At 30.5% G+C, this 22,546-nt stretch carries 27 protein-coding genes; 26 read left to right on the top strand and 1 reads right to left on the bottom strand.

Annotated features, from left to right (window positions below):
- Positions 1 to 39: 39 nt before the first annotated feature.
- A complete protein-coding gene (locus tag CDLVIII_RS22175; RefSeq protein WP_009171716.1) occupies positions 40 to 942 on the bottom strand; it encodes a DMT family transporter in 903 nt (300 codons plus the stop codon).
- A gap of 445 nt (positions 943 to 1,387) precedes the next feature.
- Here CDLVIII_RS22175 and CDLVIII_RS22170 point away from each other — a divergent pair, with 445 nt between their 5' ends.
- The 26 genes from CDLVIII_RS22170 (at position 1,388) to nuoK (ending at position 22,543) form a co-directional block, all read left to right on the top strand.
- Positions 1,388 to 1,930 (top strand): cell wall-binding repeat-containing protein, encoded by a 543-nt coding sequence (locus CDLVIII_RS22170; RefSeq protein WP_009171715.1) that lies wholly within the window; start codon positions 1,388 to 1,390, stop codon positions 1,928 to 1,930.
- Positions 1,931 to 2,262: 332 nt separating this feature from the next.
- Positions 2,263 to 2,415, top strand: coding sequence for a hypothetical protein (locus tag CDLVIII_RS31585; RefSeq protein WP_009171714.1), 153 nt, complete (start codon positions 2,263 to 2,265; stop codon positions 2,413 to 2,415).
- A gap of 238 nt (positions 2,416 to 2,653) precedes the next feature.
- Positions 2,654 to 3,481 carry a polyprenyl synthetase family protein gene (locus tag CDLVIII_RS22165; RefSeq protein WP_009171713.1) on the top strand — a complete coding sequence of 276 codons (828 nt, stop codon included), beginning with the start codon at positions 2,654 to 2,656 and terminating at the stop codon, positions 3,479 to 3,481.
- 39 nt (positions 3,482 to 3,520) lie between these two features.
- A complete protein-coding gene (locus CDLVIII_RS22160) occupies positions 3,521 to 4,027 on the top strand; it encodes a DoxX family membrane protein (RefSeq protein ID WP_009171712.1) in 507 nt (168 codons plus the stop codon).
- 63 nt (positions 4,028 to 4,090) lie between these two features.
- Positions 4,091 to 4,633, top strand: coding sequence for a FixH family protein (locus CDLVIII_RS22155; RefSeq protein ID WP_009171711.1), 543 nt, complete (start codon positions 4,091 to 4,093; stop codon positions 4,631 to 4,633).
- Between the two features lie 26 nt (positions 4,634 to 4,659).
- Complete coding sequence (locus tag CDLVIII_RS22150) at positions 4,660 to 6,051, top strand: 4Fe-4S binding protein (protein ID WP_009171710.1); 1,392 nt, start codon at positions 4,660 to 4,662, stop codon at positions 6,049 to 6,051.
- Between the two features lie 141 nt (positions 6,052 to 6,192).
- Complete coding sequence (ubiE, locus tag CDLVIII_RS22145; RefSeq protein WP_009171709.1) at positions 6,193 to 6,900, top strand: bifunctional demethylmenaquinone methyltransferase/2-methoxy-6-polyprenyl-1,4-benzoquinol methylase UbiE; 708 nt, start codon at positions 6,193 to 6,195, stop codon at positions 6,898 to 6,900.
- 113 nt (positions 6,901 to 7,013) lie between these two features.
- On the top strand, positions 7,014 to 7,901 hold the full coding sequence (locus CDLVIII_RS22140) for a fructose bisphosphate aldolase (RefSeq protein WP_009171708.1): 888 nt from the start codon (positions 7,014 to 7,016) through the stop codon (positions 7,899 to 7,901).
- A 190-nt stretch (positions 7,902 to 8,091) separates the two neighbouring features.
- The gene (locus CDLVIII_RS22135; RefSeq protein WP_009171707.1) at positions 8,092 to 8,535 is read left to right on the top strand and encodes a hypothetical protein; all 444 of its coding nucleotides are present in this window, start codon (positions 8,092 to 8,094) and stop codon (positions 8,533 to 8,535) included.
- A 99-nt stretch (positions 8,536 to 8,634) separates the two neighbouring features.
- Entirely contained in the window at positions 8,635 to 8,820 is a 186-nt protein-coding gene (locus tag CDLVIII_RS22130; protein ID WP_009171706.1) for a hypothetical protein, read from the top strand.
- Positions 8,821 to 9,159: 339 nt separating this feature from the next.
- Positions 9,160 to 10,305, top strand: a complete 1,146-nt coding sequence (locus CDLVIII_RS22125; protein WP_009171705.1) for an isochorismate synthase — start codon at positions 9,160 to 9,162, stop codon at positions 10,303 to 10,305.
- 16 nt (positions 10,306 to 10,321) lie between these two features.
- Positions 10,322 to 11,971 carry a 2-succinyl-5-enolpyruvyl-6-hydroxy-3-cyclohexene-1-carboxylic-acid synthase gene (menD, locus tag CDLVIII_RS22120; RefSeq protein ID WP_009171704.1) on the top strand — a complete coding sequence of 550 codons (1,650 nt, stop codon included), beginning with the start codon at positions 10,322 to 10,324 and terminating at the stop codon, positions 11,969 to 11,971.
- Positions 11,972 to 11,982: 11 nt separating this feature from the next.
- Positions 11,983 to 12,774, top strand: coding sequence for a 2-succinyl-6-hydroxy-2,4-cyclohexadiene-1-carboxylate synthase (gene menH / locus CDLVIII_RS22115; RefSeq protein ID WP_009171703.1), 792 nt, complete (start codon positions 11,983 to 11,985; stop codon positions 12,772 to 12,774).
- Positions 12,775 to 12,949: 175 nt separating this feature from the next.
- Entirely contained in the window at positions 12,950 to 13,792 is an 843-nt protein-coding gene (menB, locus tag CDLVIII_RS22110) for a 1,4-dihydroxy-2-naphthoyl-CoA synthase (protein ID WP_009171702.1), read from the top strand.
- 25 nt (positions 13,793 to 13,817) lie between these two features.
- Entirely contained in the window at positions 13,818 to 15,149 is a 1,332-nt protein-coding gene (menE, locus tag CDLVIII_RS22105; RefSeq protein WP_009171701.1) for an o-succinylbenzoate--CoA ligase, read from the top strand.
- 15 nt (positions 15,150 to 15,164) lie between these two features.
- Complete coding sequence (gene menC / locus CDLVIII_RS22100; RefSeq protein ID WP_009171700.1) at positions 15,165 to 16,271, top strand: o-succinylbenzoate synthase; 1,107 nt, start codon at positions 15,165 to 15,167, stop codon at positions 16,269 to 16,271.
- Positions 16,272 to 16,278: 7 nt separating this feature from the next.
- Positions 16,279 to 16,662 carry a PaaI family thioesterase gene (locus CDLVIII_RS22095; protein WP_035302507.1) on the top strand — a complete coding sequence of 128 codons (384 nt, stop codon included), beginning with the start codon at positions 16,279 to 16,281 and terminating at the stop codon, positions 16,660 to 16,662.
- Between the two features lie 25 nt (positions 16,663 to 16,687).
- On the top strand, positions 16,688 to 17,575 hold the full coding sequence (locus tag CDLVIII_RS22090) for a prenyltransferase (protein ID WP_009171698.1): 888 nt from the start codon (positions 16,688 to 16,690) through the stop codon (positions 17,573 to 17,575).
- Between the two features lie 298 nt (positions 17,576 to 17,873).
- Complete coding sequence (locus CDLVIII_RS22085) at positions 17,874 to 18,230, top strand: NADH-quinone oxidoreductase subunit A (protein WP_009171697.1); 357 nt, start codon at positions 17,874 to 17,876, stop codon at positions 18,228 to 18,230.
- Positions 18,221 to 18,727 (top strand): NADH-quinone oxidoreductase subunit B, encoded by a 507-nt coding sequence (locus CDLVIII_RS22080; RefSeq protein WP_009171696.1) that lies wholly within the window; start codon positions 18,221 to 18,223, stop codon positions 18,725 to 18,727. The genes CDLVIII_RS22085 and CDLVIII_RS22080 overlap by 10 nt, the downstream gene beginning before the upstream one ends.
- On the top strand, positions 18,724 to 19,161 hold the full coding sequence (locus CDLVIII_RS22075) for an NADH-quinone oxidoreductase subunit C (RefSeq protein ID WP_009171695.1): 438 nt from the start codon (positions 18,724 to 18,726) through the stop codon (positions 19,159 to 19,161). The genes CDLVIII_RS22080 and CDLVIII_RS22075 overlap by 4 nt, the downstream gene beginning before the upstream one ends.
- A gap of 15 nt (positions 19,162 to 19,176) precedes the next feature.
- The gene (locus CDLVIII_RS22070) at positions 19,177 to 20,292 is read left to right on the top strand and encodes an NADH-quinone oxidoreductase subunit D (protein WP_009171694.1); all 1,116 of its coding nucleotides are present in this window, start codon (positions 19,177 to 19,179) and stop codon (positions 20,290 to 20,292) included.
- Between the two features lie 14 nt (positions 20,293 to 20,306).
- Entirely contained in the window at positions 20,307 to 21,341 is a 1,035-nt protein-coding gene (gene nuoH / locus CDLVIII_RS22065; RefSeq protein WP_009171693.1) for an NADH-quinone oxidoreductase subunit NuoH, read from the top strand.
- 12 nt (positions 21,342 to 21,353) lie between these two features.
- Positions 21,354 to 21,746 (top strand): NADH-quinone oxidoreductase subunit I, encoded by a 393-nt coding sequence (locus CDLVIII_RS22060; RefSeq protein WP_009171692.1) that lies wholly within the window; start codon positions 21,354 to 21,356, stop codon positions 21,744 to 21,746.
- Positions 21,743 to 22,234: an NADH-quinone oxidoreductase subunit J gene (locus tag CDLVIII_RS22055; RefSeq protein WP_009171691.1), complete on the top strand. Its 492-nt coding sequence runs from the start codon at positions 21,743 to 21,745 to the stop codon at positions 22,232 to 22,234. The genes CDLVIII_RS22060 and CDLVIII_RS22055 overlap by 4 nt, the downstream gene beginning before the upstream one ends.
- The gene (nuoK, locus tag CDLVIII_RS22050; RefSeq protein ID WP_009171690.1) at positions 22,235 to 22,543 is read left to right on the top strand and encodes an NADH-quinone oxidoreductase subunit NuoK; all 309 of its coding nucleotides are present in this window, start codon (positions 22,235 to 22,237) and stop codon (positions 22,541 to 22,543) included.
- The last annotated feature ends 3 nt before the right edge of the window (positions 22,544 to 22,546 follow it).

Below are 22,546 nucleotides of genomic sequence, written 5' to 3'. Positions count from 1 at the left end.
AAGTATTTTTAATTTTATAAGAAGAACCAATTGATAAACCTACATTTCGACTGAGTGTTGTAAAGCCGAAGAAAATTTAATTTGTGATATAATTATGCCTCCAATAATAAGAAGACAACCTAAATAGCCCCTTATGCTCATAGTTTCTCCAAGCATAAGTGCACCACCTATAGCACCAAATACTGATTCCATACTCATGATAATACCTGCATGAGCTGGATTGGCATTTTTTTGAGCGACAACCTGTAAAGTATATGCAACCCCAACAGATAACAGACCACCATAAAGTATTGGAATTAAAGCTTCTCTTATCCCATTAATTGCAATTGGTTCAAAAATAACTGCAGATACAAGACTTAAAATCGAACATGTTGCAAATTGAATACATGATAGTTTTAGACAATCCACTTTCTTTGAAAAATGATCTATAGTTAATATGTGGACAGCCCAAAATATTGATCCGATTATTTCAAGTAAATCTCCATAATTTACACTGAAATTTTCATTTACACTTAAGAAGTATAAGCCAATAACAGCTAGTCCTATTCCAAACCAAGAATTTTTCGTGATTTTAAGGCCTAGAAATATTCCTATTATAGGCACAATAATCATATAGAATCCAGTAATAAAGCCGGCTTTTCCAGCAGTTGTATAAATAAGTCCCATTTGCTGAAGAGTTGAACCTGCATAGGCAACTGTACCAACTAAAATTCCTGGAATAAGTATCTTTTTTGTCCTTATCTCAATGTTATCGTTAGCAGCTTCAGTATTTTTTCTTCTTTTATCTAAGTAAAAAATTAAAGGTACAAGAGAAATACTTCCGAGGGCAAATCTAATTCCGTTGAAAGTAAAAGCTCCTACATATTGAGATCCTACTCTTTGAGCTACAAATGCAAATCCCCATATAGCAGCAGTTAGCAATAACAATAGATTAGAAATCATTCCTTTATTATTAATTTGAATCAGCTCCTTAAAATATAAAGTCTACTTCTATATTCTCATAACTTTAAGCATAATACAAGATATGAAAATATTGTTTAACTATATTATATTTATGCAAAAATAGAGATGGCATTAAATGTAAGTAGTAAAAGGCTATCTCTATTTTGAGTTAAGTTGTTTCCGTTGATAGTATTCACAAAAAATGAAATTATATACAGCCGTTTTATAAATTATAATGTTGCATGTATTTTGTATAGAGAGAAATTTAACTTCTTACTTATGTAATTCATAATATAATTAAGATTATTCATGATTTAATACGAATAACATTAAAAAATATCTCAATAATGTTTATATTAAAATTGATTAATGGTGAAAAAGCATGTTATAATTGGATATATTAAAGAGACGTAGGAAAATAATAAAAGAAAAGGGAGAAGTAAAAATGAAAAAGCTAAAATTAACAAAGGTAATGGGGAGCGCGTTAGTAATAGCTTCAATTTTTGCGTTAAATCCAATGGGTGTAAGTGCAAGTTGGAAACAAGATTCTAATGGCTGGTGGTGGAATACTGGAAATAATTCATATGTTGTAGGCTGGAGAAACATTGATGGCAAGTGGTATTACTTTAGTTCTGATGGATACATGGTGCATGATACAACTGTAGATGGATATCAAATTGGTTCTAACGGTGCGTGGATTCAAGAATCAGAAGATGCTTCATCAAATTTAAAACAAAAAATTAGAGAAACCGTATTCAATGAGCTGACTTCAGGGGAACGACAGAGTGTATCAGGATCATGGCAGGATAGTGAAATTTCTAAAATAACTTTAGAGGACGGTATGGGAACAATAAATGACAAATCTTATATAGGGAAACAAGTATATTTAATTGATTTCCCAACTAAAAATGAAATAGAACCTAATATTATAACTGTATTTGTAGATATGAATAATTATAAAATAATAGGACATGGTTTTGTAGATTAAACAAATTTTTGGTAAGTTAATATTAAGAATTTATTTTATGCTCCTATATAAAGTTTAAGAAAAAACAAATAGTATCTAAAAAAAGTCTGTACTTATAATGGTATGGGCTTTTTTTTATAAAGACTAGATAGAATCATGATTAGTAAAAGAATTAAGTGATATTTATTTAAATATTATAATAAGGATTTCTTCATAAGTTCTACATATGTTCTTGGTATAATTTTTAATTAAATAAGGCACATGAAAATAGACTTATTATTTATTTGATTGTGCCTAAAGTAAAGAAAAATATTTGATAATAAGTATTAATAAAGTATTTGGAGGTGTTAAATATGGTTACTGAAGTGGTAATAACAGGGATAATAATATTAGCAGTTGCACATATTCTTTATCATAGATCTAAAAAAAACATGTCAGGAGGATGTTGCTGCGGTAAAGGAAGTAAGAATAAGAAAAAATTAAGTGAAATAGGTAAAGAAAAATAATTTAGAATAAATCTAAAGAGCCTTGACAAAAAACTTGTGTCAAGGCTCTTATTAAATTTCTATTAAATAATTCTATTAGGTTAAATATAATTTAAAGTTTGAAAATGCTAAAAACATCTTCATAATATCTACACAAATTCTGGATATACTTTATCAAGGCTGGCATCCATTTATATAAAGTACTGAAATAAAATAACTTTACTAGAAGATTTAAATTAATGAGAGAGGTGGTGAAGTCATGCTAAGTTTTATAGAAACAAAAAATTCAGTAGATAAAGAACTCTATGAAGTTGAGATGATTTTGAAGAATATGGGAAAGGACTTTAATTCAGGTCTAACAAAAGATATATTCGATTATTTCTTTAAGGTTCCTGGAAAATATCTTCGTCCATTGCTAATTATACTTTCAGCAAAAACTATAAAACCCAATATGACTATGGAGCAAAAGAAAAAGTTAATTGAATTAAGCGTAGCTATTGAACTTATTCATAGTGCCAGCTTAGTACACGATGACATAATTGACAATGATTTAATTCGTCGTGGACAAAAGACATTAAATAATGTACATGGAAGAAAGATAGCAGTTTTATCAGGAGACATTTTTTATGCTAAAGCATTTTCTATATTATTAAAGCTTCCAACAATGGAGGAAAAGCGGATAATTACGCAGGTTATTGAGGAAATGTGTATAGCAGAAATTGAGCAGGCTAGAAATAAAGAAATTTCAAGAGAAGATTATCTGAACATAATAAAAGGAAAGACTGCAGTTTTTATGAGTGCTTGCTGCAAGCTTGGAGCAAAAGCAGCTGAAGCTAACGAAGATGAAATTATAAAATTAGAGGAATTTGGGTTGAATTTTGGTATGGTATATCAAATAGTAGATGATTGCATGGATGGCGATTGCAATGCCATTAAAAATAATATAACAATTGAGAATGCTAAAGAGTTTGCTATAAAAGCAGACGAGGCAATTGAAAATTTGGAAACATCAATATATAAACAGGGACTTATAAGTCTTTTAAATTATGTGATTGATTTGTCTAATAGAGAAATAAAAAAAGCTTAATATACATTAAAAATAATTATAGAGAGTGGAGGAAAATAGATGAAGCTTTTTAATAATAAGTACTTGATTCCTGTATGGACAATTCTTCGTATATGGCTGGGATTCCAATGGTTAATTCCAGCAATGGAAAAACTTCAAGATCCGAAATGGGTAGGTAATGAAGCGGGGACGGCAATAACAGGCTTTCTAAAAGGTGGGTTAGCACAGGCAAGTGGAGATCATCCATCAGTACAATGGTGGTATGCAAAATTTATAGAAAATGTTGCACTACCGAATGCAGGAGTTCTAACTTACATAGTACCAGTTGGTGAACTTCTTGTTGGTATTAGTTTAATACTTGGAGCTTTTACTATTGCAGGTTTAATTGGTGGTGCTCTTATGAATCTAAATTATATGTTAGCAGGAACAACAAGTACTAATCCAATTTTATATACTGCAGCCATAATATTAATGGCAGCTGGAGCTAATGCATATACAATCGGAATTGATAAATTATTAATATTTTTTTGGAAGAAGAAGTTTAGCAAAAGAACAAGCATAGCATAAGAAATTTAGTTTGATAAATACAAATTTTAAATAAATGTTACAGATGAAGGGAGTTTATAAACAATGAAAAAGAAAACAATTAGAGGTGCACTATTAAGTTTAATTCTTACGTTAGGTCTTTCAACAGCAGCTTTTGCTGATGGTATGGGTAACATGGACATGGGAAAAGGAACAGAAAAAAGTGCAAGTGGCATAAATGTCGAGTTAACTTTTAATAAAGATAATAAAGCTAAAACTGGTAAGAATGATGTGATGGTAACATTACATGATGATAATAATAAAGAAATTGATAATGCTGATGTTAAGATAAGTGCAGAAATGGACAAAGGTTCTGACATGGGCGGAATGAGTATGGATAAGTCAAAGCCTATTGAAGCAACATTGGAAAGTAGTGGACAAGGTCAATACATGGGAGATATAGACTTTTCGGATAAAGGAAAATGGGTTGTTACAGCTAATGCTACAGTAAATGGAGAAAAGAAAGATATAAAATTTGATGTTGATGTAGTAAGTGCAGGTCCGAACTGGGTTGTTATAGGTGGATTTGTTGGAATAGTAGCAGTAATAATTATAGTAGCTGCAGTAAAGAAAAAAAGTAGTAAATAAAGATAAAGAATAGAGGTGACAGTTTAATGCCAAAGTCGGACAAGAAATCAAGTGATGAAGTAAAGTCATCACAAGAGCAAAGAGAAAATAATTTATTAGATAATAAATTGCTTAAGAGCTTTATAAAAAGTAAATGGTATCCAGGAATATTTCAATTAATTGTAGGATTAGTATTTGCGTTTATTGTATTTGAACTATTAACTGGGCCTACTGATGCTGGTGATAATTTTGGTACAGCAGGAACATGGGTATTATGGTGGCCTATTCTTCCTATTCTGCTATTCATAACAGGCAGGTTCTGGTGTACAATATGTCCATTTGGTGCATTAAGTGATTTAGTCCAAAAATTTGTTGGAAGTAAAAAGCCAGTACCTAAGTTTTTAAGAAAATATGGAGTATGGTGTATAGATGCAATGTTCTTAGCTATTACTTGGAGTGACCATGTTTTTGGCGTTGTTGAATCACCTAGAGGTTCTGGAACATTACTTTTACTTATAACAATTGGAGTAATATTCTCAGGTGCATTTTGGGAGCGTAGAACTTGGTGTAGATATCTTTGTTTCCTTGGTGGATTATCTGGAAATTATTCCAGAGCAGGAATGTTGCAATTGCGTGGAACAAAAGAAGTATGTGCTAAGTGTACAGCTGCTCACTGTTATAAAGGAAGTGAAAGGGCAAATGGATGTCCGATGTTTGAATTTCCGAAAACAATGGAAGATAATTCAGAATGCAATTTCTGTGGTAACTGTGTAAAGAATTGTCCTAACAATTCAATTAAAATATCATGGCGCCCACCTACTAAAGAATTATGGTTTATAAAAAAGCCAAGATTTGATGCAGCATTTTTAGCAGTTGTAATCATGGGAATAGTATTTGTTCAAAATATTACAATGTTAAACATATGGGATGGAATACTAGCATGGCTTGAAAATGTAACTGGAACAGAAAATTATGCAGTAACATTTACCATAACTTTTATCATAGCAATGGCTATACCAGTAATATTGTTATCTATAACAGGATCAGTTGCGAAAATATTTAATAAAGCTTCATTAAAGGAAAACTTCACAAGGTATGGATATGCCATTATACCATTAGACATGGCTGCTCATATAGCTCATAATTTATTCCATTTATTGGCGGAAGGAAAATCTATATTTTATACATTTATAGAGTTATTTGGAGTTCAAGTTCAGAATGCTTCTACAAATATTCTTGATGATCCAACAATACAAGTACTTCAATTTTTATTAATAGGAATTGGTACTCTTGGATCAATATATACTGTTTATAGAATTTCTAAGAACAATTATGAAAGTAAAAAAATAAGTGTAACAATTGTATATACCGTCTTATTAATAGTGCTTGCAGTAGTTAATATAATGTTATTTTCATTACCTATGGCTATGCGTATGTAATTAGGCCAAGCCGTTATAGCTTATCTAAAGTAATTTTAGGTAAGCTATAATAATAATTTTCGATTAAAAAGTACAATATAGAAAAAACATACTAGCTAATTTTTGTAGGTGTAAGATAAAAGGAATACGAGGTGATTTAATATGGCAGAAACAAATATAACAGATGTGGAGAGGATCTTCTCAGCAATTGCAAAGAGATATGATATGTTAAATTCTATTTTAACTTTAAATATTGATAGGTTGTGGAGAAGAAAGGCAATAAAAATATGTAATATTAAAGAAGATCAAAAGGTATTAGACTTGTGCTGTGGGACAGGACAAATGATAAATTATGAATGTAAAGCAGTAGGAAAAAATGCTACAGTTATTGGGATGGATTTTAGTCAGGAAATGCTTAATGTATGTAACAGAAGACTTAGACAATCATTAGAAAATTATAGATTTAAACTAATTAGAGGTAGTATCTTAGAATTACCTTTTAAAGAAAATACATTTGATTGCATTACAATTGCCTTTGGTTTAAGAAATATTCAAGATAAAAGTAAGGCATTATCGGAAATGTATAGGGTTTTAAAACCAGGTGGAAAAGTGGTATGTTTGGAATTATCAAAACCTAACATACCTATTTTAAAAAATATATATGATTTATATTTCAATCGTATATTGCCAGTAGTTGGATCAATAGGTACAGGTGACAGGGAGGCATATTATTATCTTAGAGATTCTGTAAATAACTTCATGAATAAAAAGCAGCTTAAAGAGGAATTTGAACGAATAGGGTTTAAGAATTCAGAATATAAATCTTTGACTTTTGGAGTTGCATCTATACATTATGGAACAAAAAGATAAAATATATATGTTATTTATATCAATCTTCTTTAATGAACACATAATTAATAAGAAAGATACTATAATAAAAAGAAAGATGTGATTGTCTAATCTCAAGCAAGGAGGAAAATCAAATGAATGAAAATCAAATGAATCGAATGCATACAGGTAAAGGATTTATTGCTGCATTAGACCAAAGTGGCGGTAGCACTCCAAAAGCACTACTTCAATATGGTATTCAAGAAAATAGTTATTCTAATGATGAGAAGATGTTTGATTTGGTACATGAAATGAGAAAACGCATCATAAAGAGTCCTGCGTTTACTTCAGAATACATTCTTGGTGCTATATTATTTGAAGATACAATGTATCGGACTATTGATGATCAATATACAGCTGATTACCTTTGGAAACAAAAAAATATTGTACCCTTTTTAAAGGTTGATAAAGGACTACTGGAAATTGAAAATGGTGTTCAGCTCATGAAACCAATAACTAATTTGGATGAGCTTTTAAAGAAGGCTATAGAAAAGAATATTTTTGGAACAAAAATGCGTTCAGTTGTTAAAGAAGCCAATTCTCATGGGATTAAAATATTAATTGATCAGCAATTTGAAATTGGTAAACAAATAGCTGAAGCGGGTCTAATTCCAATCATTGAGCCAGAGGTTGATATCCACAGCCTTGATAAGGAAGAATCAGAAAAGCATTTAAAGTTTGAAATTTCAAAACAATTATCAAAGCTTGACCTAAAAACAAAAATTATGCTTAAGCTCTCCATACCTACGAAGGATAATTTTTATAGTGATTTGATGGATGATCCACATGTTGTTAGGATTGTGGCTTTATCTGGGGGATATAGTCAAGCTGAAGCAAATAAAAAGCTAGCATGTAATCATGGATTAATCGCTAGTTTCTCACGAGCTTTATCACAAGGATTAACTGTCCAGCAAACAGAGGAAGAATTTAATGCAATGCTATTAAATTCAATTAAGGAAATCTATGAAGCATCAATCAAATAATTTAGTGCTGTATCCTATTATGGTAATTTGATGAAATGCAAAAGGTTTAAGTGCTATAAAGATATAGTGCTTAAACTTTTTATTAAATTTAAACCTAAAATTTTTCATAAATATACTATCTTCATAATTGCTCCATATTTGAACAGTAAAATAAAAATATAAAGTTAAGATAAATAAGGAGTGATATACAATGAAAAAGAAAATTATGATTTTAATATTAACAGCAATATTAACTGTAGGAGGTGCATCATTTGCATATGCTGCAAGTAACAATGGTGCAGTTTCTAATAGTTTTAATAGACCAATGATGAGTGCTCAAAATGATAATGTTGAGTCATCAGCTGACTATAGAGGAACAATGATGAGGAGGACAGGCTCTGGAGAACAATCCAATGATAGTTATAATAAAATGATAGAAATAATGAAAGATAATGGATTGACTGATGAAGCAGCAGCTATGGAAAATGGAGACTTTAATACTATGCAGAATTTAATGTCTAATATGAGTACTGAAGATTACAAAAAAATGATAGATGTTATGCGAAATAATGGATATGAATCTATGGCTAATAAGATGGAATCTGTAGGCAAAAATAATATGCTTAAAATACATCAAAATATGATGGGAAGATAAGAAAAATATATTATAAAATTATAAGAACTTAATATAATGACACAAAAATGAAAAAAATGTGAGATATAATTGATATATTACAATTGGAGGTGACTTGAAATGATGATTATACCTGTAATTCTAATTACAAGTGTTATATTTTTTATGTACAAGTATCAAGAAAGTAATGAACTTAAGGTTTGCAGAGTTAGAGATAATTCTTTAAATATACTAAATGAAAGATTTTCTCGTGGAGAAATAAGTGAAGAGGAGTATTATAGTATAAAAAATGCATTAAACAGGTAGTAAAATGTTGCCATGTAAGAGAGGAGTAAGCCCTTTTTAACATGGCTTTTTTTATTGAATTAAAGAGACCAATATAGATATATTTATCAATATTCTAATTGTTAAATTTAATTAAGCAGGTAAGCTATATTTTTTGATACTTTTCTACATAAAATCTTTATAAATATTTTGTATTATGAATTATAGAACATTGAAACTTAAATATACAATGTCTTTTAGGGATTGAAAGTACTCAATATAGTAAGAATATTAAAAAAAGCAATATATTTAAAGCTTATAGCATGAGCATAAATTCTCGGTTAGAGAATTTTTTATAGCCTAAATATGGAGGTACATAATTTGAAATATTATGAAAAACAAATTTCATTAAATAATCCGCTTTCATTTTTGAAACATTTTAGAAATGAAGAAAAGTTTTTATTTTATAATCCAATAAAACAAGAATTCATTTTTGGAGCTAAGCGTTTAAAAACTTTTTCAGCAAATGAAAATTTTAATGATTATTTATATATTTTTTCATCAATGACTTTCTTTGATTCCATTAAAGATACTAAGTGGGACAATTTTGGCAACGAAAATATTGCATTTGAATATTATCTTGTTGAAAAAGAAGGAAAGCAAACTCTTTATTACTTTAAGGATTTTGTTGAAATTGAAAATAGAGAGATAGAAGTTTGTGACCATTCTTATAAGTATGAAATAGATGATTATAAAACTTGGAAAGAAATGTTTTCAGCAGTAAAAAACAAGATATTAATGAAAGAAGTAAATAAAGTAGTTATTTCAAGAGAAATTAAAATTCAATGTGATACATCAATAAATGCAGAAAGTGTATTACAGAAACTTTTGAAGCAGAACAAAAATAGTTTTGTATTTAGCTATTCAAAAGAAGGAAAAGTATTTTTAGGTGCGACACCAGAAATTTTAGTTCAAAAAGAAGGTGAAGAAGTATTAAGCTATGCATTAGCTGGTACTATCTTGAGAAGTGATGAAAATGATGAATTGCAAAAGGAAAAGTTGTTAAAAGATAATAAAAATTGTTATGAACATCAAATTGTTATTGATTCAATAACGGATATAATGAAGAAATTTACAGATGAATTAATAGTAGATGAAACTAAAATTTTAACACTTAAAAATTTACATCATCTTCAAACAAGGATTCTTGGAAAGAGCAAAGATACAACTTTACTTCAGTGGGTGAAGTTACTTCACCCTACACCTGCGTTAGGTGGAAATCCAGTTGATAAAGCTACAGATTTAATTAGAAGGTATGAAAAGCATGAAAGAGGTTTATATGCGGCACCAATTGGGGTTGTGGATGGAAATGGGAATGGTATATTCATAGCAGGAATACGATCAGTTTTAATTGAAAAAAATATGGCATATGCATACACAGGATGCGGTATAGTGGATAAATCGGATTGCAAAGATGAATATATTGAAACAAATAATAAATTAAAAACCATAATTGAAAGTTTATAATGAGGAGGAGAAATGAATGACAAATTATATTGCGGCATTAGTTGACGAATTGCATGAATTAGGTGTGCGTGAAGTTGTGATTAGTCCAGGCTCAAGATCTACTCCTTTAGCTATATTGTTCTGTGAACATGATTTTAGAATATTTGTCAATGTTGATGAACGTTCTGCAGGATTTTTTGCACTTGGCATAGCTAAAGAGCAGGAAAGACCAGTTGTATTAGTTTGTACTTCTGGTTCTGCTACTGCAAATTATCTGCCAGCAATTGTGGAGGCGAAATATTCAGGAATACCATTAATTGTATTGACGGCAGATAGACCCCATGAGTTGCGTAAGGTTGGTGCACCACAAGCAATAGATCAAAATAAAATATTTGATAATTTCATCAAATATTTTGAAGAATTAGCTCTGCCAGAGGAAACTGATAGTATGTATAGGTATGTTCGTATAGTTATGCAAAAAGCATATGCAAATGCTATGTCAAAGGAATATGGTGTGGCGCACATTAATATACCAGTTAGAGACCCTTTAATTCCGGATTTAGGCAAATTAGATTTTACTGCAGGTCGTGAAAAAAATAAATTCGAGTACATTGAAGGAGAAAATAGTGTATCTTTGGACAAATCAATTTTTAAAGATAAAAATGGAATAATAATTTGTGGCGGAGATGCTTATTCAAACTATCATAAAGAAGTATTAGCTTTAGGAGAGAGGCTAAAAGCACCAATACTTGCTGACCCGATTTCAAACATGCGAAATTTTTCAAGTGATATTGTTATTGATAGTTATGATGCTTTTTTAAAAGATGATTATGTTAAAAATGAACTTAAGCCAGAGTTTATAATTCACTTTGGACAGGTACCTGTTTCAAAAAGACTGCAACAGTTTTTAACCTTACACAAAGAGTGCTTATATATACAGGTTGGAGAGAGTTTTAATTATCGTAATCCATCTTTATCAACTAAAAAGTACATTAATTCGTCAACTAGAGTATTTGCAGAATCTATTTGTATAGAAAATAGCGGTAGAGAGTATTTAGATAAGTGGTTAAGGTATCAGAAAAAAATGCGTGAACAAATTAAAGCAGCAATAAACGAAGAAGCTTTTTTTGAAGGGAAAATTATTCAAAAGTTACAAAAAATGCTGCCAGAAAAAAGCAGATTAGTTGCAGCAAATAGCATGGCAATTCGTGATTTAGATTACTTTTTTGAAGCACGTGAGAAAAATGTAAAGGTACTATGTAATAGAGGTGCAAATGGAATTGATGGTACTATTTCTACTGCATTAGGGGTATCGACTTCAAATAAACCAACAATTTTACTTATAGGAGATTTGGCCTTTAATCATGATTTAAATGGCTTACTGATTGGAAAAACACATAAGTTAAATTTAATTATTTTATTATTTAATAATGATGGAGGAGGAATATTTAGATATTTACCTCAAAGTGAAGAGAAACATTTTGAACATCTATTCTTAACGCCACAGGATATTAATTTTAAAGGGATAGAAACTTTGTATAATACAACATACTATGAAGCAAAAGACTACAAGACTTTTGAAGATAAATTTAATGAAGCCTTAACTTTAGAAGGAGTTAAGGTAATTGAAATGAAAATAGATTCAGAATTAAGCAAAATATTACATGACAAATATACAACATTATAAGGTGTGACATTATGTTTATTAAAATTGAAAACATTAAATATCATATTGAAATAAAAGGAGAAGGTAATCCAATTATTTGCTTGCATGGTTTTTCTGAGGATGTTAGTACATGGAAGTTGCTTGATTTACATGGATATAAGTTAATATTAATAGATCTCATTGGACATGGAAAAAGCGACAAGCCAAAAGAAAGTAAATATTATTCTTTGGAAGTGATGCTTAAGCATTTAAACAAGCTTATATCTAAATTGAATTTAAAAAAGTATTCAATATTAGGTTATTCAATGGGAGGAAGATGTGCATTAGCTTACACTTTAACTTATCCAAATGAAATCAATAAATTAATTTTAGAAAGTGCTTCTTACGGAGAAGAAAAAATATTAAATAGATTAAAGCGGCGTAAAGAGGATTTAAATTTAGCTAAAAGTATAAGAGAAAATGGTATAGAATGGTTTAACGAATATTGGGGAAGCTTAAGCATTTTTAAATCTCAAAAAGTTTTACCCGAATCTATAATGAATGATATAAGCAGAAGGAGATTAGCTAACAGCACCCATGCACTTTCTAATACTTTAGAAAGTACTGGTCAAGGGAATCTCCTATGTCTGAAAGATGAAATAGTTAAATTATCTATGCCTATATTATATATAAGTGGAGAATATGATAAAAAATATCAGAAAATAGGAAGAGAATTTGAAGTGTTAAATGCTAATGTAAAGCACATAATCATAAATAGATGTGGACACAATACTCACATTGAAAATATCAACGGTTTCGTGAAAGTTTTAAATGAATTTTTATAATTAATTAGATTTTTAGGTACATGAAAAAGAGGATGGCAAATGGACTTGTTATTTATTTGATTGTGCCTTATACCTAAATGTTTTAAGAAAAAAATAAAGTAAAATAATTAGCTAAAAGTCAGACGCAATAATATTTTATTGGGCTTTGAGCGAAATGGAAGGAATGAACATAAATATGAAGAAATTTGAATGGAAAGAATTAAACCGCAATTATGAAGATATTAAATATGAAGTCTATGATGGAATTGCAAAGATTACAATTAATCGCCCAGAGGTACGCAATGCTTTTCGTCCTAAAACTATTATGGAGTTAATTGAAGCTTTTACAATAGCTCGTGAAGATAGTAAAATCGGCGTAATAGTTTTAACAGGAGCTAATCATGGACAGGGAGAGGCTAATGAAGCCTTTTGCTCAGGAGGAGATCAAAAAGTGCGTGGAAATGGAGGATATATAGGAGAAGATAATATACCTCGTTTAAATGTTCTAGATTTGCAGCGTTTGATTAGGGTGATTCCAAAGCCAGTAATTGCAATGGTTAATGGATATGCAATTGGCGGTGGACATGTGCTGCATATTGTATGCGATTTAACAATTGCATCTGAAAATGCTAAATTTGGTCAAACTGGTCCTAAAGTAGGCTCATTTGATGGTGGATATGGAGCAGGATATTTAGCACGTATTGTTGGGCATAAAAAAGCTCGCGAGATTTGGTATTTATGTCGTCAATATACTGCTGAGGAAGCTTTAGAAATGGGACTTATAAATACAGTGGTTCCGTTTAATGAGCTAGAACAAGAGACAGTAAAATGGGCAAAGGAAATTATGCAGCATTCGCCAACTGCACTTCGCTTTTTAAAAGCATCATTTAATGCAGATACAGATGGAGTAGCTGGATTGCAGCAATTAGCTGGAGATGCTACGCTTTTATTTTATACTACAGAGGAAGCCAAAGAAGGTAGAGATGCTTTTAAAGAAAAACGAAATCCAGACTTTGAGCAATTTCCCAAATTTCCATAAATAAAATTAATAAAGGTGACATAAAATGAATTGGCTTAGGAAACATAATATTAAAAATCCCAATAAAAAATTTATTAATGATTTAACTTTTGGTGAAGTTTATGAACGTGTAATAGAATTAACTCAAAAGCTATCAGCCTATGTAAAAGATGAGAAAAGAGTTGCTATTTATTCAAATAACTCAGTTGATATGGCATTATTTTTTCTGGCATTTCAATTCTTAGAAAAGGAAGTGCTTATGCTAAATGTGCGTTTAACAGATGAAGAAATAAGAATTCAGTTAGACTCATTAGAGATCCGGACGGTTTTTTCTTACGATAATAAATTTATATCCTTTCATCAAGTGTATCAAAGCAAAAAAAATGAATCGGGATTGTCAGAGGATTTTGATAAGGAGAGCACTGCTGTTATCATGAATACAAGTGCTACAACAGGAAAGGTTAAATCAGTACCACTTAAATGGAAACAACTTTATAATCATGTGAAAGCATCGCAAGAAGCTTTAGGAGTAACACAAGAAGATAATTGGCTTGTAACATTGCCTATGTATCATGTTAGCGGATTAACTATTTTACTGAGAAGTTTATATAATGGAACTCAACTTACCATATTGGAACAGTTTAATGAAGAACGAGTAATAGGATTAATTGAAGAGGGTAATATTAATATGTTATCTATTGTGCCAACAATGTTGAACAGAATTATAGATAAAATAGAGAAACATAAATTGCGTGTAGTTCTATTAGGTGGCGAATTTATCCCTAAGGCTCTGGTTGAAAAAGGTATATTAAGGAGCATTCCAATATATAAGACATATGGAATGACAGAAACAACAAGTCAATCTACAACCTTTTCTGTATTAGAGTATCCTGAAAAAATTGATTCAGTAGGTTTGCCGCTTAAAAATGTAAAAATCTTTATTAAAAACTCAGATAAAAAAGGAGTAGGTGAAGTTTATATTAAAAGCCCAATGTTAATGGATGGATATATTGGCAAAGAGGAAATTAGAGGATACTTTAATACAGAAGATGTAGGTTATATAGATGATGATGGATTTCTATTTATACTTGAACGCCGTAAAAATATAATAATATCTGGTGGTGAGAATATTTACCCAAGAGAAATTGAAAATATTTTATATAATCATCCTAAAGTAAAGGAATGTGCAGTGATTGGTAAAAAGGATGAAAAATGGGGTCAAGTTCCAGTGCTTTATGTAGTATCTTCTTTAAGAAGAGATGAAATATTAGAGTATCTTTCGAATAAGTTAGCAAGATATAAATTACCAAAAGAGATTATATATCTAAATGAGCTTCCTAAAAATGCAGTAGGTAAAATATTAAAAAAGAATCTATAAGAAGGTGCTTAACAGATGCAGGTAAAGAAAATAGAGCTTTTTCATATTAGAATGCCTTTGAACTTTAATTTTAAAACCTCACAAACTTCTATAAATTATCGAGAAACAATAATAGTTAAGGTTTATGATGAATTTAATAACAAAGGCTATGGTGAAGTAGTTTCATTTAATGATCCATTTTACACTAATGAAACATTGGCAATTTCTAAAGAGGTATTAATAAATAAATATATTCCAAAGTTAATCTTTAAATCTATAGAGCATCCTTATGATATACACAAGAATATTGAAGCAGAATATCCAATGGCACTTGCAGGTTTAGAGAACGCCCTTATGGATTTGTATTCTAAAAGAAATAGGAAATCAATTATGGAGCTTGCACTTAATGAAAAAACGAATGAACAGATATATGCAGGAATAGTGCTTGGAGACTTAGAAAGTTCAAAGATTATAAAGCAGATTGAAGTCTATAAGAAGGCAGGATATACTCGTTTTAAAATAAAGATAAAACCAGAAGATGGGTTTGAAAAATTAAAAGCAATTAGAGAGATATATTCTGACATAAAACTACTGGCAGATGCTAATAAAAGTTATAGCATTGAACAAATTAATGAACTAAAGAAGTTCGATGAATTAAATTTACTATGCATAGAAGAACCATTAGATTCAGAAAGTTTTTTAGATTATCAAAAGCTTCAAAAAGAACTTAAGACTCCAATATGTTTAGATGAAAGTATCCAAACAGTTAAAGATTTAAATGCTGCAATCAAGTTAAAGGCATTTAAAGCGCTTAATATAAAAATAGGGCGAGTTGGGGGCTTATATTATGCAAAGCAGATGATTGAATTATGCAGAGAAAACAACATTAAATATTGGATTGGAAGTATGGTTGAAAGTGGTATTTCTAAGGTATTACATGTTCATTTGGCGAGTCTGCAGGATACTTATATTCCTGGAGATTTATCATCGTCAAAGCGTTATTTTGAAAGAGATGTAATAAAACCGGAAATTATAGCTGAAAATGGCATTATTAAAGTACCAAAAGGCTATGGATTAGGAGTGAAGGTTAAGGAAGAGGTTTTAAAAGACCTTACAATAGATTATTTTAAAAATGGATGGTGAATATAAAATGAATTTAATAGAAGGTTTAAATATTGAATATATCCATGTATATGAAAACACACTTGAAGCAAAAATGAACTTAACTGATTTTCATGATCAAACTTTCGGATATCTGCATGGAGGAGCAACAATTGCTTTTGGAGAAACAATTGCAGGTTATGCTTCAATTAGAAAGATAAATAAGGATCAAGCAGCTGTGGGGCAAAGTATAACTGCAAATCATATGAAAGCTAAAAAAATAGAAGGATATATTATAGCAAAAGGCAGATTACTACATATGGGAAAAATATCTCATGTGTGGAATATTGAGATGTTTGATGAAAATAATATATTAATTTCATGTGTAACGGTTACAAATGCTATCATTAAGCAAAACAAAGATAATAGTTAATTCTTTGATGAGGAGAGACGAAAAGATGACTTTTAAATCAATAGTAAAACTTATGGATATAAAAACTCTTGTTGCAGGATTGATTCCTGTAACTTTAGGTTCAGTTTATTCCAAATATGCTTTTCAAAAGTTAAATATATTTTATTTTATATTATTAGTAATTGCTATGATATTAATTCAAAGTGCTACAAATATGATTAATGATTACTTTGATTTTAAACGTGGAGCTGATGATAAAAAAAGTAGTGAAGAGAAAGCCTTAGTAAGTGGAGAGATTACTCCTAAACAAGTTTTGTTTATAATATTTTCATATCAATTAATTGCTCTTATAATTGGTATTTTTATAGCTAGTCAAACAAGTTATTATATATTGCTGGTTGCAATTTTTGGTGGGCTTATTTCACTTTTTTATGCATTTGGACCTTTACCTATTTCTTATACTCCAATTGGTGAATTTGTGTCAGGAGCTACTATGGGGATGGGAATAACAAGTACAGTGATTTATATTCAATCAGGTATATTAAATTTAAGTACAGTTTTAGTTACGGTTCCAACAGCAGTATTTATTGGAACTATATTATTAACTAATAATTTAAGTGATATAGAAGAGGATAGGGAATCTGGAAGAAAAACTCTGCCTATTATTATAGGGAGAAAAAATGCTGAGCGGTTATGGATCTTTAACGTGTTAATGCTAGTTATTTTAACCTTTGGATTGGTGTTATTACACATTTACCCTATTATTGCATTAGTGCCTGTTCTTTTTCTATTTCCTTATAAATCTGTTTTAAGCTTTTTATCATATAAAAAGAGTATCATAACAAAAGGAAGAAGTATGGGGCTAATAGGCAAAATTGGATTAAAGTATCACTTAGCTGTGGTTATTGGATTATTAGCGGCAAGTGCACTATAAAAAGTATTAGAAATGAATAGATCACATAAAATATATGAAACCAGAAGTTTAGATAATATAAGCTTCTGGTTTTTTGTGGTCAAATTAAGTAGGTGAATTTTCTTATGAAGCGCTATTTTATAGTTAATAGAGTGATTAATATAAAATTTAAAAGTTTTCTTATGGGTTTTCTACATAATAACTACATAAAAACTTGGTAATATTTGAACAAATAGAGAGCTATTAAAGGTTGCTGTTTTTAATAATAAATTTTTCGCGCATTAGTATAAATAAAAGATTGCTTTGAAGGGAGATAGAAATGATACAAAATTATTTGACTATTGGAATTTTTCTTGTAGCCTCATTTATTTTTGGTATGGTAGTTTTGCTAACAGCTTCTTTGGTAAGACCTAAGAAGCCTAATAAAGAAAAGTTATCAACCTATGAATGCGGAGTTGAAACAACTGGACCAACTTGGATTAGATTTAAGGTAAGTTATTTTATGTACGGGTTAGTATTTCTACTCTTTGATGTAGAAACCGTATTTTTATTACCATGGGCAGTGAAATTTAAGTCACTAGGCTTATTCGCACTTGTGGAGATGGTTATTTTTGTAGGTATTTTAATAATTGGTTTATGGTATGCGTGGAAAGAGGGGGCATTAGAATGGAAGTAAATTTTAATGAAGATAAATATGTTCAAGAGCAAATAGAAAAAAATATTATTTTAACTAAATTAGATGATACTTTAAATTATTTTCGTGCTCATTCTTTTTGGCCTTTAACCTTTGGGTTAGCCTGCTGTGCTATTGAAATGATGGCGGCTGGCGGTGCTCGTTATGACATTGCTCGTTTTGGCTATGAAGTTTTTCGTGCTTCTCCAAGGCAGGCAGATTTAATGATTGTTGCTGGAACTGTTACTGAAAAAATGGCGCCTGTAGTTAAAAAGATTTATGATCAAATGCCTGAACCAAAATGGGTAATTGCTATGGGAAGCTGCGCAACCAGTGGAGGACCATTTGTAGATTCCTATAGTGTTGTGCCAGGTGCAGATACATTTTTACCAGTAGATGTTTATATTCCAGGTTGTCCTCCACGTCCAGAAGCGTTAATTCATGGACTTTTAACATTAAAAGAAAAAATTATTCATCAAAAAAGAGGTGGGAATAAATGAGTAAAATTAGTGAAAATCTGATTTCAGAATTAAAAGCAGATTATAAGCAAGATATTGAAATTATAGAAAATATGCAGATTTCTATTCATATAGAACTAGATATTTTTATGGATATTATAAAAAAGTTAAAGGATTATTGTTTTGATTTTTTAGTTGATTTGACTGCAGTTGAAGAAGATGGGTTAAGCTGTATTTACCATTTCATGTCTTTAGTAACTAATGAAGTGATTAGAGTTAAGGTGAGACTAAATGAAAAACTTGAAATTCAATCACTAACTAATTATTGGCTTGCAGCCAATGTTCAGGAAAGAGAAGTTTATGATTTATTTGGAATTAATTTTGTTGGTCATCCAGATTTAAAAAGAATATTATGTCCAGATGATTTTGTAGGGCATCCACTTAGAAAAGATTTTAAGGTAGATAAGCGAAGTTAGAAAGGAGGCAGTTACATGATAGAACATAATAAAGATTTGCATACTGAAGAAATGACTTTGAACTTTGGGCCTCAGCATCCTAGTACTCATGGAGTATATAGAGCTATTTTTACCTTAGATGGAGAGCATATTATAAATGCTGAAAATGTAATTGGTTATTTGCATAGAGGTATGGAAAAACTAGCTGAATCTAGAACTTATACTCAATTTATACCTTACACAGATAGATTAGATTATTTATCTGGAATGTTAAATGAATTAGGTTATGTTCAAACAGTAGAGAAGCTTATGGAAATTGAAGTTCCGGAAAGGGCGGAATATCTTCGCATTATTATGGCTGAACTTCAAAGAATTGCTAGCCACCAAGTTTTTTTAGGTAGTATGGCATTGGATTTGAACGGGCATACGCCATGGATGTATTTTTTTAGAGATAGAGAAAAAGTTTTGGATCTATTTGAGATGGTTTGTGGTTCTAGAATGACAACAAATTACATGCGTATAGGTGGAGTAAGTTATGATCTGCCTGAGGAATTTATTCCAAGTTTGAGAAGCTTCCTTAACGATATGGATAAAAGCTTCATAGAGTATCAGCGTATCATTACTGGTAATGAAATATTTGAAGCTAGAACTAAAGGTGTTGGAATAATTAGTGGAGAAAAAGCTTTAGCTTATGGTTTAACAGGTCCAAACCTTAGGGCTTCTGGCATTGATCTAGATTTAAGGCGTGACGCTCCATATGGTATTTATGATCGTTTCAATTTTAAAGTAATTATCGGAAAAGAAGGCGATTGCTACGAGAGATGGATAATGCGTATTAGAGAGATGGAAGAGAGTATAAAAATAATTAAACAGGCATTAGAACAAATTCAAGATGGCCCTGTCCTAGCTAAAGTTCCAAGACTTATAAAACCGCCAAAAGGAGATATTTATCACCAAATTGAAGGTTCTAAAGGTACACTAGGCTATTACCTAGTAAGCGATGGAGCAGATAAACCTTATAGAATTCATATTCATGGACCGTCTTTTGTTAACATTGGTGCTTTTCCTGAAATGGCGAGTGGAAGTACCATTCAGGATGCAGTTGCAATATTAGCATCACTAGATCCTATATTAGGCGAAATTGATAGGTAGCTTGGAGGTAAAAAATGGAGAATATATTTTTAAATATTTCTGATTGGATTAGAAGCTTAACTTTTGCATTAGGAATACCAAATGCTTTAGTAAGTATTATTATGAGCTTAGTTTATTTTATTGGAGTTGTGGCTTTTGTTTTATTAAATGCTATGTTTTTGATTTATTTAGAAAGAAAATTTTGTGGCTATCTGCAACAACGTCCCGGACCTAATAGATTTGGTCCACAAGGGATATTTCAAAGTGTAGCTGACGTCGTTAAGCTTCTAGGGAAAGAAGATATTATTCCAAAGAAAACGGATAAATTAGTCTTTGTAATGGCATCTCTATTAGTTATGGTACCTGCTATATTAGTTTATGCTGTTTTACCTTTTGGTAAAAATGTGGTTGCTGTAAATTTAAATTTGGGATTGCTTTATTTTTTAGCTATCTCTGGAACTTCATCAATACCAATATTAATGGCAGGATGGGGATCTAATAATAAATATTCTCTTTTAGGTGGAATGAGAGTAGTTGCTCAAATGATAAGTTATGAAATACCTATGATTTTTTCTCTTCTTGGAGTAGTTATGATAAGTGGTTCTTTAAACTTGACAGAAATTATAACAGCACAAAACAAGATTTGGTTCATTTTTTTGCAGCCTGTTGCATTTATTATTTATCTTATTGCCGCGACTGCAGAGTTAAATAGAGCTCCTTTTGACTTAGCTGAAGGAGAGCAGGAAATAGTAGCTGGTCCATTCACAGAATATAGCGGAATGAGATATGCACTTTTTTATCTTGCAGAATACACTAATATGTTTGCTACTTCAGCCCTTACGGTTACTTTGTTCTTAGGTGGAGCTAGTGGACCTATATTACCTTCTTGGATTTGGTTTATTTTAAAAACTTATGTAGTTGTATTACTGCTTATGTTGGTTAGATGGACTTTTCCTAGATTTAGGTTGGATCATATGATGTCTTTGAATTGGAAGTATCTTATTCCTATTTCATTGATGAATATTTTATTTACAGGAATAGGTATTAAAATATTTCAATTAGTTAGTTAAGAGGTGAATTTAATGTTTGGTAAAGGATTAATTAATGGTCTTAGAGTAACTCTTGGACATTTATTTGAAAAAAATATTACAGAGCAGTATCCAGAAGAACATCCAAATCTTCCACAACGTTCTCGTTGTTCTTTTAAATTGGATTCAGAAAAATGCATTTCCTGCAGTATTTGTGCTTTGAGTTGCCCAAATAGAGTTATTAATGTAGAAAGTTATAAAGATGAAAATAATAAAAAGCATTTAAGTAAATATGAAATGAAATTAGAGTACTGCCTTTTTTGCGGACTCTGCGTTGAAAGCTGTCCAAGTAAGGCTCTGCAGGTAACTTCGCATTTTGAATTAAGTGCTTATAGTAGAGCTAAAACTAAGTTAACACTTTTTAATGATAAGGAGGACTTACTATGATTTCAGCTTACGTTTTTTGGCCAATAGCATTTTTAATTATAGCTTGTGCTATAGGCGTCGTACATTCGAAAAATATTATCCATAGTGCTTTAGCTATGATTCTAACATTTATAGGTATCGCAGTAGTTTTCATCTTACTTGAAGCTGATTTTCTAGCGTTAACACAAATTTTAGTTTATGCGGGAGCTATTTCAATCTTAATTGTATTTGCTATAATGCTTACTCGAAAAAGTGATATGAAAAACAGTAATCCCTTTAATAAATTAAGATGGACAAGTTTAGTATTTTGCTTAGGATTTTTCGCAATTATTACTCGTTTAATTTTAGTTAGTAAGTTTACTTATAAGAATTTAAGTATAGAAAATACCATTAGTGCTATTGCAGACGGATTCTTTGGAAATTATATGATTCCCTTTGAAGTCTCTGCATTACTCTTATTAATAGCCTTGGCAGGAGCTATTATTTTAGCTAAAGGAGTGAAAAATTAAATGGTTGGTTTAGAAGGTTATCTAATACTAGCAGCGGCTTTGTTTTGCATTGGTCTTTATGGGGCTTTTGCTAAAAAAAATGTTATCAGTGTATTAATGTCAATAGAAATCATGATGAATGCAGTCAATATTAATTTAGTAGCTTTTAATAGATTTTTAGCGCCAGAAAAGGTTACAGGACACCTTTTTGCAATATTTGTTATTGTAGTTGCAGCAGCTGAAATTGCTGTAGGCTTAGCTATTATATTAAATATTTATCGCAGTCATACTACATCTAATGTAGAAGATTTCAATATTTTAAAATGGTAGGTG

It is taken from the genome of Clostridium sp. DL-VIII (assembly GCF_000230835.1).
Lineage (GTDB): Bacteria > Bacillota > Clostridia > Clostridiales > Clostridiaceae > Clostridium.
Note: the sequence above shows the minus strand (reverse complement) of the source record. Positions and strands in the feature narration are given on the sequence as shown.